The sequence below is a fragment of the Allobosea sp. WAO genome (assembly GCF_001509835.1).
Classification (GTDB): Bacteria; Pseudomonadota; Alphaproteobacteria; order Rhizobiales; family Beijerinckiaceae; genus Allobosea.
The window spans coordinates 25,976-43,942 of record NZ_JXTJ01000005.1; the positions used below are offsets into that span (position 1 = coordinate 25,976).

The 17,967-nt window shown below is 66.0% G+C and carries 16 protein-coding genes; 8 read left to right on the forward strand and 8 right to left on the reverse strand.

What is annotated here, in order from left to right; genetic code table 11:
• Positions 1-23 precede the first annotated feature (23 nt).
• The gene (gene hmgA, locus DK26_RS08125) at positions 24-1,382 is read right to left on the reverse strand and encodes a homogentisate 1,2-dioxygenase (RefSeq protein WP_066470357.1); all 1,359 of its coding nucleotides are present in this window, start codon (positions 1,380-1,382) and stop codon (positions 24-26) included.
• A gap of 168 nt (positions 1,383-1,550) precedes the next feature.
• On the opposite strand from hmgA, the gene DK26_RS08130 reads away from it, so the two are divergent.
• A complete protein-coding gene (locus tag DK26_RS08130; protein WP_066470362.1) occupies positions 1,551-2,045 on the forward strand; it encodes a MarR family winged helix-turn-helix transcriptional regulator in 495 nt (164 codons plus the stop codon).
• Between the two features lie 48 nt (positions 2,046-2,093).
• Here DK26_RS08130 and DK26_RS08135 read toward each other — a convergent pair whose 3' ends face one another.
• A complete protein-coding gene (locus DK26_RS08135; protein WP_066470363.1) occupies positions 2,094-3,044 on the reverse strand; it encodes a phosphoribosylaminoimidazolesuccinocarboxamide synthase in 951 nt (316 codons plus the stop codon).
• Positions 3,045-3,363: 319 nt separating this feature from the next.
• Here DK26_RS08135 and DK26_RS08140 point away from each other — a divergent pair, with 319 nt between their 5' ends.
• Positions 3,364-4,557, forward strand: a complete 1,194-nt coding sequence (locus DK26_RS08140; RefSeq protein ID WP_066470365.1) for a DUF2865 domain-containing protein — start codon at positions 3,364-3,366, stop codon at positions 4,555-4,557.
• Here DK26_RS08140 and DK26_RS08145 read toward each other — a convergent pair whose 3' ends face one another.
• Complete coding sequence (locus DK26_RS08145) at positions 4,558-5,187, reverse strand: HAD hydrolase-like protein (RefSeq protein WP_066470368.1); 630 nt, start codon at positions 5,185-5,187, stop codon at positions 4,558-4,560. It abuts the gene before it with no gap.
• A 239-nt stretch (positions 5,188-5,426) separates the two neighbouring features.
• Here DK26_RS08145 and DK26_RS08150 point away from each other — a divergent pair, with 239 nt between their 5' ends.
• Positions 5,427-6,749: an MFS transporter gene (locus DK26_RS08150; protein ID WP_066470370.1), complete on the forward strand. Its 1,323-nt coding sequence runs from the start codon at positions 5,427-5,429 to the stop codon at positions 6,747-6,749.
• A gap of 706 nt (positions 6,750-7,455) precedes the next feature.
• Positions 7,456-7,722, forward strand: coding sequence for a hypothetical protein (locus DK26_RS08160; protein ID WP_157089579.1), 267 nt, complete (start codon positions 7,456-7,458; stop codon positions 7,720-7,722).
• A gap of 132 nt (positions 7,723-7,854) precedes the next feature.
• Here the strand turns inward: DK26_RS08160 and gltX are convergent, their stop codons facing one another.
• On the reverse strand, positions 7,855-9,195 hold the full coding sequence (gltX, locus tag DK26_RS08165) for a glutamate--tRNA ligase (RefSeq protein ID WP_066470382.1): 1,341 nt from the start codon (positions 9,193-9,195) through the stop codon (positions 7,855-7,857).
• A 137-nt stretch (positions 9,196-9,332) separates the two neighbouring features.
• Between gltX and DK26_RS08170 the strand changes: the two genes are divergently transcribed.
• Positions 9,333-10,112, forward strand: a complete 780-nt coding sequence (locus tag DK26_RS08170) for a hypothetical protein (RefSeq protein WP_066470385.1) — start codon at positions 9,333-9,335, stop codon at positions 10,110-10,112.
• A gap of 242 nt (positions 10,113-10,354) precedes the next feature.
• On the opposite strand, the gene DK26_RS08175 is transcribed toward DK26_RS08170, so the two are convergent.
• A complete protein-coding gene (locus DK26_RS08175; RefSeq protein ID WP_066470388.1) occupies positions 10,355-12,094 on the reverse strand; it encodes an NAD+ synthase in 1,740 nt (579 codons plus the stop codon).
• Positions 12,095-12,202: 108 nt separating this feature from the next.
• Positions 12,203-12,496 (reverse strand): Dabb family protein, encoded by a 294-nt coding sequence (locus tag DK26_RS08180; RefSeq protein WP_066470391.1) that lies wholly within the window; start codon positions 12,494-12,496, stop codon positions 12,203-12,205.
• Positions 12,497-12,706: 210 nt separating this feature from the next.
• Here DK26_RS08180 and DK26_RS08185 point away from each other — a divergent pair, with 210 nt between their 5' ends.
• The gene (locus tag DK26_RS08185; protein ID WP_066470393.1) at positions 12,707-13,591 is read left to right on the forward strand and encodes an outer membrane beta-barrel protein; all 885 of its coding nucleotides are present in this window, start codon (positions 12,707-12,709) and stop codon (positions 13,589-13,591) included.
• A 77-nt stretch (positions 13,592-13,668) separates the two neighbouring features.
• Here DK26_RS08185 and DK26_RS08190 read toward each other — a convergent pair whose 3' ends face one another.
• Positions 13,669-15,054, reverse strand: a complete 1,386-nt coding sequence (locus DK26_RS08190; RefSeq protein ID WP_066470395.1) for a 3-deoxy-7-phosphoheptulonate synthase class II — start codon at positions 15,052-15,054, stop codon at positions 13,669-13,671.
• A gap of 262 nt (positions 15,055-15,316) precedes the next feature.
• Between DK26_RS08190 and DK26_RS08195 the strand changes: the two genes are divergently transcribed.
• Positions 15,317-15,706, forward strand: coding sequence for a RidA family protein (locus DK26_RS08195; protein ID WP_066470402.1), 390 nt, complete (start codon positions 15,317-15,319; stop codon positions 15,704-15,706).
• Positions 15,707-15,855: 149 nt separating this feature from the next.
• Entirely contained in the window at positions 15,856-16,893 is a 1,038-nt protein-coding gene (locus DK26_RS08200; RefSeq protein ID WP_066470405.1) for an esterase, read from the forward strand.
• Here DK26_RS08200 and DK26_RS08205 read toward each other — a convergent pair.
• Positions 16,817-17,788, reverse strand: coding sequence for a LysR family transcriptional regulator (locus DK26_RS08205; RefSeq protein ID WP_083533070.1), 972 nt, complete (start codon positions 17,786-17,788; stop codon positions 16,817-16,819). The genes DK26_RS08200 and DK26_RS08205 overlap by 77 nt on opposite strands.
• Positions 17,789-17,967 lie beyond the last annotated feature (179 nt).

Consider the following 17,967-nt stretch of genomic DNA (forward strand, 5'->3'; position numbering starts at 1 on the left):
GCAAGTCCAAGATGCCAGCCTGATCACCAGGCCTCGCGCCTGTTCGGGTCGAAGCGCTTCTTCAGCCCTTCCCAGCAATCGGCGTAGTTCTCCTGCAATTCGGGCAGGCTTGCGGCGTAGCCGGTGACGCGCTGGGCGAAGCGCGTCTCGAACATGAAGGCCATGGTGCCGGTGAGCTTCACCGGCTTCAGTTCGACCGTGCTCGCATGCTCGAAGGCCTGGGTGTCCGGGCCGTGCGGCAGCATCATGTTGTGCAGGCTGAAGCCGCCGGGCGTGAAGCCCTCCGGCTTGGCGTCATAGACGCCGTAGATCAGCCCCATGAACTCCGACATGATGTTTCGGTGGTACCAGGGCGGCCGGAAGGTGTTCTCCGCCACCATCCAGCGCTCCGGGAAGATCACGAAGTCGATATTGGCGGTGCCGGGCGTCTCGGAGGGCGCCGTCAGCACGGTGAAGATCGACGGGTCGGGATGGTCGAAGGAGATCGCGCCCACCGGCGAATAATGGCGCAGATCGTATTTGTAGGGCGCGTAATTGCCGTGCCAGGCGACGACGTCGAGCGGCGACTGGCCGATCGGTGTCGAGAAGATCTCCCCGCCCCATTTGGCATAGAGCGTCGAGGGCTCCTCGATATCCTCATAGGCGGCGACCGGGGTCAGGAAGTCGCGGGGATTGGCGAGGCAGTTGGCGCCGATCGGGCCGCGATCCGGCAAGGTGAAGCCACCGCCATAGTTCTCGCAGACATAGGCGCGGGCCGGTCCGTCGATCAGCTCGCAGCGGAAGACGACGCCGCGCGGGATGACGCAGATCTCGCCGGGCTCGATCTCGATGATGCCGAACTCGGTGAAGAAGCGAAGCTTGCCCTCCTGCGCCACGACCAGCAGCTCGCCATCGGCACAGAACAGGTATTCGCGCTCCATTGAGGCGGTGACGAAGACCATGTGCGCGGCCATGCCGGCCTGGGCATCGCCGTCCCCGGCCGTGGTCAGCGTCCGCAGCCCGGTGAGGAAGGTCAGCTTCTCCTGAGGGACCGGGATCGGGCTCCAGCGCAACGGGCCGAGCGAGGGCTTGGTCTCGTCACGGCAGGGCGCGGTGCGGACCAGCCCCTTGTCGAGAAGCGTCCAGCGGCCGCCATGCTTGACGCTCGGGCGGATGCGATAAAGCCAGGAGCGCTCATTGGTCGAGCGCGGGGCGGTAAAGGGCGAGCCGGAAAGCTGCTCGGCATAGAGCCCGTAGGCCGCCTTTTGCGGGGAGTTGCGGCCGATCGGCAGCGCGCCGGGCAGGCTCTCGGTCTCGAAGGAATTGCCGAAGCCCGACATGTAGCGCAGGCCGTTCTGAACCTGCTGGCCGGACGCGGCGAGCGGCGCCGTCTGGACGTTCATGGCTGCTTCCTCCCTGGAGCCGTCGGCGCCTGTTGTAGCGGCACCGGTCCGGCAGTGATGGTACTTCGGCAGGGGATGTGGAAATGGCGCACGGCTTCTGCGAAAACCGGCTTTCGTCCGTTCCGTGCCCGCTGCCCGTCATCCGCTGATTAGTTGCAAGTGAAACTAATGTCAACGACACCAAAAACTGCAGACGGCGAGCGCGCCCTGCATCTCGAGCAGTTCGTACCCTATCGCATCAATGTGGCGGCGGTGTTCGCGAGCCGGGCGCTGGCGCGCATCTATGGCGAGCAGTTCGGCATCGGCATTCCGGAATGGCGGGTGATCGCCCAGCTCGGCGAATTCGGGCGGATGACCTCGCGGGACATCGGCGAGCTCTCACAGATGCACAAGACCAAGGTCTCGCGCGCCGTGTCGGGCCTCGACCAGCGCGGCCTCGTCGCGCGCAGCGAGAACCGGGCCGACCGGCGCGAATCCTTTGTCTCGCTCACTGCCGCAGGCGCGCGGGTCTATGCCCAGATCGTGCCGCTCGCGCTCGCCTTCGAGCAGCGCTGGACCGAGGGCATCGCGCCGGACGAGCTGCGAACCTTCGAGCGCGTGCTCGCGGTGCTGACCGAGCGCGGCCGGCTTCTGGCCGGCACCTATCGCGAAGACGGCGCCTGATTGGCGCCGAAGCAGGGCGCCGCGGCAGAGCCCCAGCGCGCCGTCCGCTCAGAAGTACTTCGCGAGGTTCCGCCTGATCCGCGCCAGTGGCGGTTCGTCGGCGGGCGGCGGGACAAAGGTCGTCCCCGTGATCGTCTCGAAGGCCTTCACATAGACCGCCGTGGTCTGCGCGATCAGCTCGTCCGGGATAGGCGGCAAGTCCTCCTTGTAGGGATCGCAGCGCGCCACCACCCAGTTGCGGACGAAATCCTTGTCGAAGCTCTCCGGCTTCCCGCCGGCGGCGAAGCGTTCCGGATAACTGCCGGCGAACCAGTAGCGGCTGGAATCCGGTGTGTGGATTTCGTCGGCCAGCAGGATGTTGCCGTCCTTGTCGGTGCCGAACTCGTATTTGGTGTCGGCCAGGATGAGGCCGCGCTCGGCCGCCAGCTTCTGGCCCCGGGCGAACAGCGCCAGCGCATGGCCCGAAACCGTATCCCATTGCTTTCTGGTCAAAAGGCCGCTGTCGACGATCCCCTGTGCGGTGAGCGGCTCGTCATGGCCGCCGTCGAAAGCCTTGCTGGTCGGGGTGATGATCGCCTCGGGCAGCTTCTCGTTATCGCGCATGCCATCGGGGAAACGCATGCCGTAGATCTCGCGCCTGCCCTCCTTGTAGAGCGTCAGCACGGAGGTGCCGGTGGTGCCGGCGAGATAGCCGCGCACGATCACCTCGACCGGGAGGATATCGAGCCGCTTGCCGACCACGACATTGGGATCGGGGTACTCGAGCACATGGTTGGGGCAGATATCGGCGGTGTTCTCGAACCAGTAGCGCGCGACCTGCGTCAGAACCTGCCCCTTCAGCGGGATCGCGGCAATGGCGCGGTCGAAGGCGCTGAGCCGGTCGGTCGAGATCAGGATGCGCCGGCCGTCCGGCAGGTCGTAGTTCTCACGGACCTTGCCGCGATAGTAGTTCGGCAGTTCCGGGATGAACGCCTCGTCGAGCGCTTGATGGAGGGGCATGGTTCGCTTCGCCTGATCGAGGAATGGGCGGGACGACGGGTCCGCGCTGCCTTCGCTTCTAATCACATGGCCGCTCGTACACCACCATGCCCTTGCGTCTGGCGGAGGGTTGCATTGAGCGGCGCCCCAAGGAAACCCGGCAGGACGGACGATTGTCGGCATCCCGCAAATGTGCCATCTCGGCCCTTGTCTGGCATACAGATGCGAATCTGCGTGGCTATGGCTCCATAGTTCCGTCGCCTTTGTGACATGTGCTCAGCGAATGCGCGCCGCCGGCTGCGGCGTCCGATGGCTAACAAGGGTTCAGACGCGTCCTCCGATGATCTCCGCTACGCTCCGACGTCTCCTCGCCCCGGCACTGGCGCTCGCCGCGCTGACCGGTGCAGCCGTCGCGCAATCGCCCGCCTGCAATAACTGGCGCGCGGAACTGGCGAGCCTGCAGGGCCAGCGGGGCGGCGATCCCCGCGCCGCGCAGGCGGCGCAGCGCGTCGCGGGGCAGATCGCCCGGCTCTCCGGGCAGTATCGTTCGATGGGTTGCGACCGGGGCGGCTTCCTGTTCTTCGGCGAGCAGGCACCGCCGCAATGCGGTGGCATCCGGGCCCAGCTTGGCCAGCTCGAGGCCCAGTACGGCGCCTTGCAGCGGCAGGCGGGTGGCGGCGGCATCGAGCAGCGCCGGGCCCAGCTCGCAGCGCTGATCGACAATAACTGCCGCGAGCAGCGCCGCGGCTTCTTCGAGACGATCTTCGGCATCGAGCCGCGCCGCGGCGAGATCGATTCGACCCTGCCCGAGCTCGACCCGGAGCCGCTGGAGCCCGGCGAGAGCCAGCCGCGCCAGGGCGGCCCCTACAGCGTCTGCGTGCGCACCTGCGACGGCTTCTTCTTCCCGCTTTCCAACAGTCCGGGCGGCCGCGAAAGCCAGGACGAGATGTGCCAGGCGCTCTGCCCGGGCACTGAGACCCTCGCCTTCGGAATGAGCAATGGCGGCGATGTCCAGAACGCGGTCTCGCGCAGCACCGGCACGCCCTATGCGTCTCTGCCGAACGCGCTGAAGTATACCCGCAGCTTCGATGCCGCCTGCACCTGCCGGGCGCCGGGGCAAAGCTGGGCCCAGGCCCTGCAGAACGCCGAGAACCTGATCGAGCAGCGCAAGGGCGACATCATCGTCACCGAGCAGCGTTCGCTCGAGATGTCGCGTCCCAAGCCGGAGGCACCGGCCCGCGGCAAGAAGGGCGCCGCCAATGCGCCGGAGGCCAAGCCCGGCCCCGCAGCGCCGGCCCCGACCGTGCTCCAGGCCGCCCCCGGCGACGAGCCGACAGCCGATGCCAATGTGCCGACCGCGAGCACCGAATCCGCCGGCGTCGGGCCGCAGAAGATCGACAGCGAGAAGACGCTGCAGCAGGGCGACGGCGTGAAGCGCGAGAGCAAGAGCGTTACCGGCGAGCGCCGCACGGTGCGGATCGTCGCGCCGAACCTCGCGCCCAATCTCGGCGCCGGCGCAACCGCCCGGCCCTGATCAGGCCGTCAGCTTCGCCAGCAGCTCGCCATAGTCGTCGAAGATCAGGTCAGGCCCGCGCGCCCTGAGCGACGCAGCACTGTTGTAGCCGAAGGTCACTGCCCCCGCCGCGATGCCGGCACGCCTTGCCGCGTCGATGTCGCGGATCTCGTCGCCGATCGAGATGGTGCGCTCCCTGGAAGCCCCTGCCCGGCCGATCACCGTCTTGAACTTGGCGCTCTTGCCCCAGAGCGAGGCGCCGCAGCTGAAATGGCTGACATGGCCGGCAGCCTGCCCCAGCGTGCGGCGTATCGCATCCTCGCCATTCGAGCTGACGATCGCGACCGTAATCCCGCTTGCAGTGAGGCGCGCCAGCATCGCCTCGACGCCCGGGAAGAGCGGCACCGCATCGCCAGCCTCGGCGCTCAGTCTGCGCATATGCATCGCGATCGCCGGCAGCTTCCACAAGGGCACGCCGAGGCGAGCCATGATCTCGCGCGATTCGAGGCCGCGAAGCTCCTCGGCCTCGCTTTCCTCGACCTCTCGGAAGGCGAACTGGCGCGCCGTCTGGTTGAGCACCGAGCAGAACCACGGAAAGCTGTCGGCCAGCGTGCCGTCATAGTCGAAGATCGCAAGGGAGAAGGCGGGCATCGCGGTGATCGGTCTTGGAGCTCGTTGACCGGGTCTCGGTCATTGGGGCCGGGTGCTTTGCCGCAAGGTCATGCAGGCGTCAATGCGGGCGGGCCGCGATCATTCGGAACATACTGCGAGGGCAGATCAGTCCTCCACTATCTTCATCGCGCGGGCGGAACGTATGGCGAGCTTGCGCGTTTATGACCCGCGCCTGAGCGATCCGCTCGCTCGGACCATGTTGAGCGCTGAGCAAGGCCATGTCGGAACCGGCAATCACCGCTGATGGCGGCATGGATCTCGCGGACACCGGCAGGCGCCTCAAGGCGATCTTCATCGGCTCAGTCGGCAATCTCGTCGAATGGTACGATTTCTACGCCTATACCGCCTTTGCGCTCTACTTCGCGCCGCACTTCTTCCCGTCCAGCGATCCCGTAGTGCAGCAGCTCAACGCCGCCACGCTCTTCGCCGCCGGTTTCATCGTGCGCCCACTCGGCGGCTGGCTTTTCGGGCATCTGGCCGACCGCTATGGCCGCCGGCTCTCGCTGACGCTTTCAGTCGTGATGATGTGCTTCGGCTCCCTGATCATTGCGGTGACGCCGACCTATGCCAGCATCGGCTTCGCCGCGCCGGTGATGCTGGCGCTGGCCCGGGTGATCGAAGGCCTCAGCCTCGGCGGCGAATACGGGGCGAGCGCCACCTATCTCACCGAGATCGCCCATCCCGAGCATCGCGGCTTCTATTCGAGCTTCCAATACGTCACGCTGATCGGCGGCCAGCTCACCGCGATCCTGGTGCTGCTGCTTCTGCAGAACGTCTTCCTGACGCATGAGCAGCTGGTGGAATGGGGCTGGCGCATCCCCTTCGTGATCGGCGCCCTGCTCGCAATCACCGCGATGTTCATGCGCCGGCACATGCACGAGACCGAGGCCTTCGTCGAAGCCAAGAAGGCCGGGCCTAAGAAGGAAAGCTCGCTGCGCGGCCTCACGCGCTATCCGCGCGAGGTCGCGATCGTGGTCGGGCTGACCGCCGGCGGCACGGCCGCCTTCTACACCTTCACCACCTATATGCAGACCTTCGTGAAGCAGACGGTCGGCCTCTCCGACATCACCACGACCTATGTCATCGCGGGATCGCTGATCTTCGCGCTGATCCTGCAGCCGATTTATGGCTGGATCTCCGACCGTATCGGCCGCAAGCCGCTGCTGGTCTTCTTCGGCCTCGCCGGCGCCCTTTTGACCGTGCCTATCCTGACGACGCTCTCACACACCAAGTCGCCCTGGACCGCCTTCCTGCTGATCGCCGGCGCCTGGGTCTTCGTCGCCGGCTACACCTCGATCAACGCCGTGGTGAAAGCAGAGCTGTTCCCGACCTCGATCCGGGCGACCGGCGTCGCCCTGCCCTATGCGGTGACGGTCTCGATCTTCGGCGGCACGGCGCCCGCCATCGCCCTGTTCTTCAAGCAGCAGGGCCATGAGGAATGGTTCTACTACTACCTCGCCGGCATGATCTTCATCTCGCTCTTGGTCTATTCGACCATGCGCGACACCAAGCACGAATCGGCGATGCACCGGCACGATTGATGAACCAAACGTATTGTCCCGCGCATGAATGGCTGAAGGGTCCGCGACGTAGCAGCGCTTATCGCCGATGCGGACAATACGACCGAACGACTAGCGAAAACCGGAGCGGCGTCAGCATCGGGTCGACAACGGTCGCTTGGAAGTCCGCTTGCCGGCTCAAATCATGCCGGTCTGTTCGGTGATGCTTGCCCAATCCCTCCAACCTGAGAAAAGCCCGCCGCTGGTTGGCGGCGGGCCTCTACGCTGATGGTCGGAACCTCGCAGATGCGAGGCTGCTTCGTCAGCCCCGGATCTGCGAGATCGCGCCTTGCTATCTGCTGCTTTCGACCACACTGCAGCTGTCGCCCCCGTGCCCGCGGCAAAAGTTGAGAGCCGCCCTGCGCGCTTCGGCGATGTCCGCCTTGCCATACGCATAGCCGCAACCCTTGGTCTTGCCCTTGGCGAAAGCCTTCGAGCCTTTGGATCCAGCGAAGACTTCGTAGCCCTTGATGCACCCTGCGCCCATGCCGGCCGGCTGAGCCAGCGCGGGCGCTGCAATTATCAGGAGCGCAATCACGCTCGACGGTCGAAGTAGTTTCACAGTAGCCCCCCGGCTCTTCATTGGTCATTGTCCGCCAGGGCTCATTATCTGACGTAAGCGTCGATGCAAGAGGTCCGAAAAAATCGGCGGCTCTCGCTAGGACAGAAACCGCAAGAGCTTGGCCGTTTGCGCTACGCCGCGCAGGCGAACAACTGGCACATGCGCGCCCTGAGCGCACTGCTGCTTCTCAATATCAGGCCGTTTCACCCGATCGGAGTTCCAGACGTGTCGCAGGAACGATACAAAATCGGCATCCAGCCTTTCGACGCAGCCATCGGGAAGATCGCTTCGCGGACGATTGAGGGCGCTACGCATGGCAACGCGGAGCAGGCACTTCACCCGGCTTGCTTCAACCCAGATAACCAGATCGGCGTCCGAGATGCCTCAAGTTGAAACGTTCCCAAGGATCACGATCCGTCGCATCGGCACCCGGCTAGCAGTTGCCGCTGCCATCGCGAACTGCCTCGGCACGTCAGCAACGGGGCGACTTCGGTCGTTCAGCAAGCTCCGCAAGCAATCCCGACCTCAGGCCGTCTCGCCCGCCAGCCGCTTCAGCGCCTTCTCGCGTCCGATCAGCGGCAGCAGGGCCGCGAGCTCGGGGCCGTGGTCGAGCCCGGTCAGCGCCTGGCGCAGCGGCATGAACAGCGCCTTGCCCTTGGCCCCTGTCGCTGCGGCGACCGCCTGCGTCCAGCTCTTCCAGGTCGTCTGATCGAAGGGTTCTTCCGGCAACAGCGCCGCGGCAGCTGCGGCGAAGGCGGGGTCGGCGATCTCAGGCGTGACCGGCCCTTCGACGACCCGCCACCACTCAGCAGCATCGCTCAGCCGCGCGAGGTTGCCGCGCACCGCCAGCCAGAACGGCTCGGTCGCGGGGATGCCGAGCGCCGCCAGACGATCGGCGACGGCGGCGAACGTGAAATGATGCAGCGTCCTCGCCGAAAGCGCCTCGAGCTCGTGCTCGTCGAACTTGGCCGGAGCGCGCGAGACATGGGCGAGTTCGACCAGCCCGGCGAGTTCCTCGAGGCTGGCGACCGGGCGCACCGCATCGGAGGTGCCGGTCAGCACCGCCAGCGCCGCGACCGCGAGCGGCTCGACGCCGGCCTCGCGCAGGCCCCTGAGCGAGAGATGGCCGAGGCGCTTAGAGAGCCCCTCGCCGCTCGCCGTGGTCAAGAGATTGTGATGGCCGAAAATCGGCAGCGCGCCGCCGAGCGCCTGGATGATCTGGATCTGCACCGCCGTGTTGGTGACGTGATCCTCGCCGCGAATGACATGGGTAATGCCCATGTCGACATCGTCGACCACCGAAGGCAGCGTGTAGGGATAGGTCCCGTCCTCGCGGACCAGGACGGGATCGGAAAGCGAGGCGCAGTCGACATGCGAGGGGCCGCGCACCAGGTCGTTCCAGCCGATCTCCTCCCAGTCGAGCAGGAAGCGCCAATGCGGCTTGCGGCCTTCGGCCTCCAGCGCCGCCCGCTCGGCCGCCGTCAGCTTAAGCGCGGCGCGGTCGTAGATCGGGGGCAATCCGCGCGCGAGCTGGCGCTTGCGGCGGCGATCGAGTTCGTCGGCACTCTCATAGCAGGGGTAGAGCCGCCCAGCGGCACGCAGGCGCGCTGCCGCCTCGTCATAGAGGGCGAGCCGTTCCGACTGCTTGATGCTGGCATCGGGCCTGACGCCGAGCCAGGCGAGATCCTCGGGGATCGCCGCCGCGAATTCGGGCTTCGAGCGCGCCTTGTCGGTATCGTCGTAGCGCAGCAGGAAACGCCCGCCATGCCTGACGGCGAAGAGCCAGTTGAACATGATCGAGCGGGCGTTGCCGATGTGGAGATAGCCGGTCGGCGACGGCGCGGTGCGGACGAAGGGTGCGGTCATGGCCGGCGCTTGTCGCGCGGCAGGGGCGCGAGTGCAAGGGCATCGCCGTTTCGTGCTGTCGGAGCTGTCGACAGGCGCCCAGATTGACGCAAGGTTAGAAATGGAGGGTGACGGGCTGTCTGCGCGAGGAGGCGAGGATGAGCATCACGGCTTCGGTCGGGCTCAGCGGCAAGAACACGGTTCCCGACACCCGCCTGGTCCAGGCGATGATCAACCCGCACGCGGCGGCGCTCGGCATCGAGCTGCTCGAGGTCGACGGCGATTGCGGGCCGCTGACCCGCGGTGGCATCAGGCGCTACCAGCAGGTCTTCCTCAAGATCGCGAACCCGGATTCACGGGTCGATCCGGGCGGCAAGACCTTCCTGCACATGGCCGGCAATCCGGCTCCGGCCGGTGTCGTGGTCAGCGCCATGCGCCTGCCGGTGAAGCTCAAGCCCGGCGATTTCCTGCAGGTGCCGGTGGTGATGGACCCCGCCGACGGCACGGTGCAGGACGCCTACACCGCCTTCGAATACGAGATCTTCGACAAAGGTGCCCGCATGGTCGGGACGGACTATGCCTTCGGCGTGCCCAACGAGATCGAGGTCTGGCCGAGCGCGCAAGTCAGGATCGGCGTAACGTTGAGCGCGCCCCTGCTGGCGCATGAGCAGTTCCATTACGATGTCGGCTACGTCGTCTGCCGGGCGCTGGCGCAGCAGCTCACCATCGCCCGCGCCCCGACCATCGCCGGGTTGGTGACGCAGCTCAACAGCCTCGTCGACCTGCACATCAAGCGCCGCGTCAAGCTGATCCAGCGCCGTTACGACATCGACACCCAGCACGGGCAGAACGCCAAATACCAGCGGATCTGGCTCGACCGGATGACAGCCTGCATCGCCAATCCTGCGGCCAACCAGATCGGCGGGTTCTGGCTGTAGCGGCAAGCGCTTCGCCGTCCTTCCGAGCAGGCCGCAGGCCCGAGCCCGGCACCCATGAACTCGACGCTGCTCCAGATCGTCATGCTCGTCCTTGTGGCGAGCATCCACGTCTTGAACACTACGTTCGGTGAAGGAAGACGTGAATGGCCGGGACAAGCCCGACCATGACGGAAAGGTTAGTGTTCATGGGCGCCGGGCTCGCCGCTACGCGGCGCCCCGGAATGACGGCGTGTTTCTTCGGCTCAGTAGTCGAAGCTCTCGGCGCTCGCCTTGCTGACGCCCTTGACCAGGCTCGCATCGGGCTTGTGGGCGCCGTTGCCGGGGTCGCGGAAGCCGTTGACGATCGGATAGCGCCGGTCGCGGCCGAAATTCTTGCGGGTGACCTTGACGCCCGGCGCCGCCTGGCGGCGCTTGTACTCGGCGAGATAGAGCAGGCGCTCGACCTTCTTGACCGTATCGAGATCGTGGCCGCGCGCGACGATGTCGGACAGCCGCATCTCGTGCTCGATCAGGCAGGCGAGGATATCGTCGAGCACCTCATAGGGCGGCAGCGAGTCCTGGTCCTTCTGGTTCTCGCGCAATTCGGCTGATGGCGGCTTGACGATGATGTTCTCGGGGATCACCTCGCCATCCGGTCCGAGCGCGCCGACCGGCTTCCAGCGGTTGCGCAGCGCGGACAGGCGGAAGACCTCGGTCTTGTAGAGATCCTTGATCGGGTTGTAGCCGCCGTTCATGTCGCCATAGAGCGTGGCGTAGCCGCAGGACATCTCCGACTTGTTGCCGGTCGTCACCACCATCGGCCCGAACTTGTTGGAGATCGACATCAGGAGCGTGCCACGCACCCTGCTCTGCAGGTTCTCCTCGGTGATGCCGCGATTGGTGCCGGCGAAGAGTTCGGCAAGTGCCCCTTCGAAGCCTTCGACCGGCTCGGCGATCGGGACGATCTCGTAGCGCACGCCGAGGGCATCGGCGCAGGCCTTGGCGTCGTCCAGGCTCTCCTGCGAGGTGAAGCGATAGGGCATCATCACGCAGCGCACGCGCTCCGCGCCGAGCGCATCGACCGCCATCGCCGCGCAGATCGCGGAATCGATGCCGCCTGAGAGGCCGAGCACGACACCGGGAAAGCGGTTCTTCTCGACATAGTCGCGCAGGCCGAGGACACAGGCCGAATAGTCGGCCTCGTCGCCGCTCTCGACGGCAGTGACCTCGCCTTGCAGGCAGTGCCAGCCCTCAGGCCCGCGCTCCCAGTTCGTCACGACCAGTGCCTCGCGGAAGGCGGGAAGCTGGTGAGCGAAGCTGCGGTCGGGATTGAGCACGAAGGACGCGCCCTCGAAGACCAGCTCGTCCTGGCCGCCGAGCTGGTTGAGATAGACCATGGGCAGCCCGCTCTCGACGACGCGGGCGACGGCGACGTTCAGCCTTTCCTCGATCACGCCGCGGCGGAAGGGCGAGCCGTTCGGCACCAGCAGGATCTCGCCGCCGGTCTCGGCGATGCATTCGACGACCTCGTCGCTCCAGATGTCCTCGCAGATCGGGATCCCCAGGCGGATCTGGTTGCGGAAGACGACCGGGCCGGGCAGCGGGCCGGGCTCGAACACCCGCTTCTCGTCGAAGACGCCGTAATTCGGCAGGTCGACCTTGAAGCGCACCGACTGGATCAGGCCGCCATCGAGCAGCGCATAGGCGTTGTAGAGCTTGCCGTCCTCGAGCCAGGGCAGGCCGAGGAGCACCGCTGGGCCACCATCAGCCGTCTCGCGGGCAAGCTCCTCGCAGGCCTTGCGGCAGGCGTCCTGGAAGGCCGGCTTCAGCACGAGGTCTTCAGGCGGATAGGCCGCGAGGAAGAGTTCCGGGAACATGACGAGCTCGGCGCCGAGCGCCGCCGCGTCGCGTCTGGCGGCGCGGACCTTCTCGGCATTGCCGGCGACATCGCCGACGGTCGGGTTGAGCTGGGCCAGGGCCAGGCGGAAGGAGGTCGCGGTCATAATCCGGATTTAGCTTGCGGGCGCTGGAGCGGCAACGGCAGCGCGTGCGTGCGGGTCTGCGTCTACGCGCTGCCTCCCTCGCCTCGGCGCCGGCTCGCCCGGCGGCGATCAGCTCAAGGTCGAGCGGAAATCGGCAGAGTAGCGCAGTTCGCGCATCGGCCGGACCAGCTGCGTGGTCTCGTCATAGATCGGATGGGCCTTGTAAGCGGCAAGCGCCGCCTCGTCGGCGAACTCGCCATAGACGACGATATCGATGTCGTTGCCGTAAGGGTCGATCTTGCCGTTGGAGACGACCTCGAAAGCGAGCGAGTGCGGGATCTCGCCAAGGCGGCGCAGCGCATGGAGGATCGTTTCGCGCTTCGCGGGGTCCTTGGCCGTGAAGAACACGATGTGACGCAGCATTGTCTCGTTCCCGAATTCGCAATACCGGCATCGCCGGCTTTCCGGCGGTCTGGTTAGCGGCAGGTCTCCTGAGTCGTCGATGCGGCCTGAGAGCCCAGCCCGCGCCCCGTGGGAATCTCGCAACGTTAACCGGACATTAGGGTTAATCGGGCATGAATGCTCTTCGAGCCTGCCACTAGCTCCTTTCGGCGGCTGTTCGGAGAGTCACCGATGCGTGCTGCATCTATCGCCGCCCTCCCCCCGGTCGTCGCGATGGCCTGCGCGCTCATGCTGCCGCAGGCAGCGCGGGGTGCCGACTATCTCAGGGGCTCGCAGATCGAGCAGCCGATCGAGGCTCCGGCCTTTGGCTCAGGTAGCTTCGACTGGTCGGGCTTCTATTTCGGCGGCGGCGCTGGCGTCAGCGACACGAAATTCAAGCCTGGCGAAGGCCTGCAGACGCTTGCGAACTATGCATTCCGAAACACCATGCTGGGCGCGGAGCACAATCTGGGCTCCTGGGTCGGCAACTTGCAGGAGAAGCGCGATAGCGGCGCACAATTCTTCGGCTTCACCGGCTACAACTACCTTTTTGGCGATGTCGTTCTCGGCTTCGAAGCGGACTACACGCGCTCAGGGCTTAGCTACGGCGTCAGCGATTCCATCGGACGGCGCGTTGTCACCTCGGACGGCGCCCTCAATGATGTCCGGATGACGACTAACCAGGGCGCCAAGCTCAACGACTATGCAACGCTCCGGCTGCGCATGGGCTGGGCCTATGGCCGGGTCATGCCCTATGCGACGATCGGTGGAGCCGTCGGACGCTTCAACACGACCTCGACGATCCAATCCACCTGGTTCATAACACGCAGCAATCCGATCACAGGCGCGACCGAAGCCTTCTACGCCACCGGCTATACACCGACAAATCCGTCCGTCGTCGGCGGCAGCAAGAAGAACACCTACGCCTTCGGCCTCAGCGCCGGCGCCGGCGTCGACTGGGCCGTGACCGACAACCTCTTCTTGCGTGCCGAGTACCAGATCGTCCGCTTCGCGGAAATCGAGGGCACGACGACGACGGTCAACACCGGTCGCGTCGCCGCCGCCCTGAAGTTCTGATCTTCAAGACACCTCTTGAAAACAAGAAGGGCCGCAGCGACGCTGCGGCCCTGTTTCGTTGGCGAGGGCGCTGCGGATTACTCAGCCGCCTCGACCTCCGGCCGCGCCCGGCCGGCGCGCTCGCGCTTGACCAGCTCGGCGACGAGGAAGGCCATCTCCAGCGCCTGCTCGGCGTTGAGGCGCGGATCGCAGACCGTGTGGTAGCGGTCGTTGAGATCGGCGTCGGTCATGCCGCGCGCGCCGCCGGTGCACTCGGTGACGTTCTTGCCCGTCATCTCCAGATGGATGCCGCCGGCATGGGTGCCTTCGGCCTGGTGAACGGCGAAGAAGTTCTTCACCTCGGAGAGGATCAGATCGAAGGGCCGGGTCTTGTAGCCGCTCGCCGCCTTGACGGTGTTGCCGTGCATCGGATCGCAGGACCAGACGACGTTGCGCCCTTCCCGCTTGGTGGCGCGCACCAGGGCCGGCAGATGGTCGAAGACCTTGTCGGCGCCGAAGCGGGCGATGAGCGTCAGGCGGCCGGGCTGGTTCTGCGGATCGAGCGCGTCGATCAGCTTGAGCAGCTCGTCCGGCTTGAGGGACGGACCGCATTTCAGGCCGATCGGATTGCGGATGCCGCGGAAGAACTCGACATGGGCATGGTCGAGCTGGCGCGTGCGGTCGCCGATCCAGACCATGTGGCCGGATGTGTCGTACCACTCGCCGGTGGTCGAGTCCGTGCGTGTCATCGCCTGCTCGTAGCCGAGCAGCAGCGCCTCGTGGCTGGTGTAGAAATCCGTCGTGCGCATCTCGGGATGCGTCTCGGGATCGATGCCGATGGCGCGCATGAAGTCGAGCGCCTCGGTGATGCGCCCAGCGACTTCCTGGTAGCGGCCCGACTGCGGGCTATCCTTGACGAAGCCGAGCATCCAGCGATGCGCATTGTCGAGATTGGCGTAGCCGCCGGTCGCGAAAGCGCGGATCAGGTTCAGCGTCGCCGCCGACTGCCGGTAGGCCTCGAGCTGGCGGCGCGGGTCCGGAATCCGGGACTCGGCCGTGAACTCGTTGTCGTTGATGATGTCGCCCTTGTAGCTCGGCAGTTCGACGCCGCCGATCGTCTCGGTCGGAGCCGAGCGCGGCTTGGCGAACTGGCCGGCAATGCGGCCGACCTTCACCACCGGCGAGCCGCCGGCGAAGGTCAGGACCACCGCCATCTGCAGGAAGAGCCGGAAGAAATCGCGGATGTTGTCGGCAGAGTGCTCGCCGAAGCTCTCGGCGCAGTCGCCGCCCTGGAGGAGGAAGGCCTCACCGGCAGCGACCTTGCTCAACGCCCGTTTGAGCTTGCGCGCCTCGCCTGCAAAAACGAGCGGCGGAAAGCCGGCGAGCTGCTGCTCAACCGCCTTCAAGGCTGCCTGGTCCGGATAATCCGGCATCTGCTGGACGGGCTTTGCCCTCCAGCTCTCGGGCGTCCACCGCTCGGACATCATAGTGCTCCTGATTTCACAAATCGCGCCTGCGTTAACCTCTTCTGAAGCGCGAAGGGCGGCCTATACACCCGCAAATGGCCGCTGACCACCGTTACGGCAAGACATGGCCAGGGGCATCTGCGCAAGGCGCGCGAAAGACCGAGATATGTCAGGATCTTGGCGCCATCGGCTGAGATCGCGATTCCGGTGCCTGAGAGACAGATTCAAACCATTCAGACACAGATTCAACCGGCTCCACGCCAGAACAGGACGACCGACCATGCCCAAGCGCAGCGTATCCTCCGACCGCGTCTACAAGAGCCGGCTGCCCTTCGCACAGGCGACGATCGCCGGCGACTTCATGTTCGTCTGCTGCGTCGGCGTGGACCTCCAGGGCAAGTACGCAACCGGCGATGCAAGGCGCCAGACCCAGCAATGCATCGACAACATCAAGGCCCTGCTCGAAGAGGCCGGAGCGAGCCTGAAGGACGTCGTCAAGTGCACGGTCTACGTCACCGACCGGGCCTATTGGGAGCCGATGAACGAGGTCTATTTCGCGAACTTCGCCGAGGAACCACCGCACCGGGTCTCCTGCATCGTCAACGGGCTGGGCTCGCCCGACTGCCTCGTCGAGATCGACGCGACCGCCTATCTCGGCAAGGCGGGCTGACCCAACGCAGGCTTTGATGCGCCAGCCGGATCAATCGCCCCGACATTTGCATTTCACACCAGCCCGCAAAGACCATTGTCTCCCTCACGCAGCGCGGCCGAAGATCACCGCGCAACCAACAACGCCCATTAGCGGCGACGGGAGGAACCATGAGACGTCACGTTCTGGCGGCCGCTTTCGGCCTGGCCTGCAGCCTCGGGCCGGCACAGGCCCAGCAGGCCCAGGAGCCGATCACCCTGCGCGGCATGGGCTCCTTCCATGTCGGCGGCAAGCTGGTCGAGATTTCCGGGCGGCCGGTGAAGGACGTGGTGTTCACGCCCGGCGGCACGCCGGCGCGCGTCGACCCCAACGGCACCTACCAGACCGGGCAGATGTATGTGCAGTACTTCCTGCCGCAAAACGAGAAGGGCACGGTCCCGCTGCTGCTCTGGCATGGCGGCGGTATGACCGGGGTCAACTACGAGACCACGCCGGACGGGCGCCAGGGCTGGCTCGAATTCTTCCTGCGCAAAGGCTGGTCGGTCTACAACTCCGACGCGGTCGAGCGCGGTCGCTCAAGCTGGGCGATGTACCCCGACGTCATTCCCGGCGAGCCGCTTTTCCTGACCACGGCGAACCCGTTCGAGCGCTTCCGCATCGGCGCGAGCGGCGGCTACGACGGCGATCCCGCCAAGCGCAAATACCTGCCGGGCAGCCAGTTCCCGGCCGAGGGCTACGACAACTTCGTCAAGCAGATCGTGCCGCGCTGGACCTCGACCGACCAGATGATCATCGACGCCTATATCGCCGAGGTCGACAAGGTCTGCCCCTGTGTGATCTCGTTCCACAGCCAGTCCGGCCAGTTCGGCTTCAAGGTGGCGCAGGCACGGCCCGACAAGGTCAAGGCGCTGATCGCGGTAGAGCCGGCCGGCATCGGCGATCCCGCGAAGGCAGCGGCGCTGAAGGACATCCCGGTGCTGATGGTGTTCGGCGACTATATCGAGCAGGATGCGCGCTGGCCGACGATCCGCAAGACAGCGACCGATTTCGGCGACAAGATCACCGCCGCCGGCGGCTCGGTCGATGTCGTCAACCTGCCCGCCGTCGGCCTCACCGGCAATTCGCACATGCTCATGATGGACAAGAATAATCTGGCTGTCGCACAGCTGATCCAGGACTGGCTGGCGAAGAAGGGGCTGACGAAATAGCTGCAGGCTCGCGCGCCTGCTCCAGCAGCCAGTCGCGGAACAGGGTGATCTTGCGCGCCGTCCGGCGCCGCGCCGGATAGGTCAGCCAGTAATCATAGCCGCCTTCCAGCATCAGAGCGAAGGGCTGGATCAGCAGCCCTTCGCAGAGCTCGCGCCGAAAGAAGACCGGCGAGCACATCGCTGCGCCGTTGCTGGCGAGCGCCGCGGTGACTTCGAGCTGTTGAACCGCGAGATCGAAGCCTGCCTCTGTCGGCGTGGCCTCCGAATTGACCCCGGCGGCAGCGAACCATTGGTCCCAAGCCTCGGTCTTGCCGATCCGTTTCACCCGCAAGAGGTCAGAAGGCTGCGGCGGGCGGCCGAGATCGCGGAACAGGTTCGGGCCGCAGAGCGGGGTGAACTCGCTCTTCATCAGCCAGTGTGCCTCGAGCCCCGGCCACTGGCCGCTGCCACGACGTATGGCGACGTCGCAATCGTCGGACTGCGGCTCGTGTAGCCCGGTCTGCGTGGTCATCCGCACCGCCAGCCCGGGATTGGCGCACTGGAACAAGCCGAGGCGCGGCACCAGCCAGTTCGAGGCGATGGTCGGCAAGGCCTGGATCGAGAGGACGCCTTCGGCCGTCTCGGTGACCGCTGCAAAGGCCGCACGCAGCCCGTCGAAGGAATCCATCACCGACGACGCCAGGCGCTCGCCCGTCTCGGTCAGGACGACGCGGCGGGCTTGGCGCTGGAAGAGCGGGAGGCCGAGCCGGTCCTCCAGCAGCTTGATCTGGTAGCTCACCGCGGCCTGCGTCATGCCGAGTTCCGCCGCGGCGCGGGTGAAGCTGCCATGGCGCGCGGCAGCCTCGAAGGCACGGACCGCGCTGAGCGGGGGCAGGCCGGTCGCCAGATTACTCATCAGCTGACCTTATGCATGAAGCGCAAAATCCGGTTTGTCCGCGACGGCTGCCGGCGGCATCCCTAGGGGCCACAGAACGCCTCCCGGGAGCCGCATGATGACGGCCGAAACTAGCAGGAAAAACGGAACTGTCAGCATCGCACCAGCGTTGAGACTGCGCTGGCCCGCATTCTTGCGGC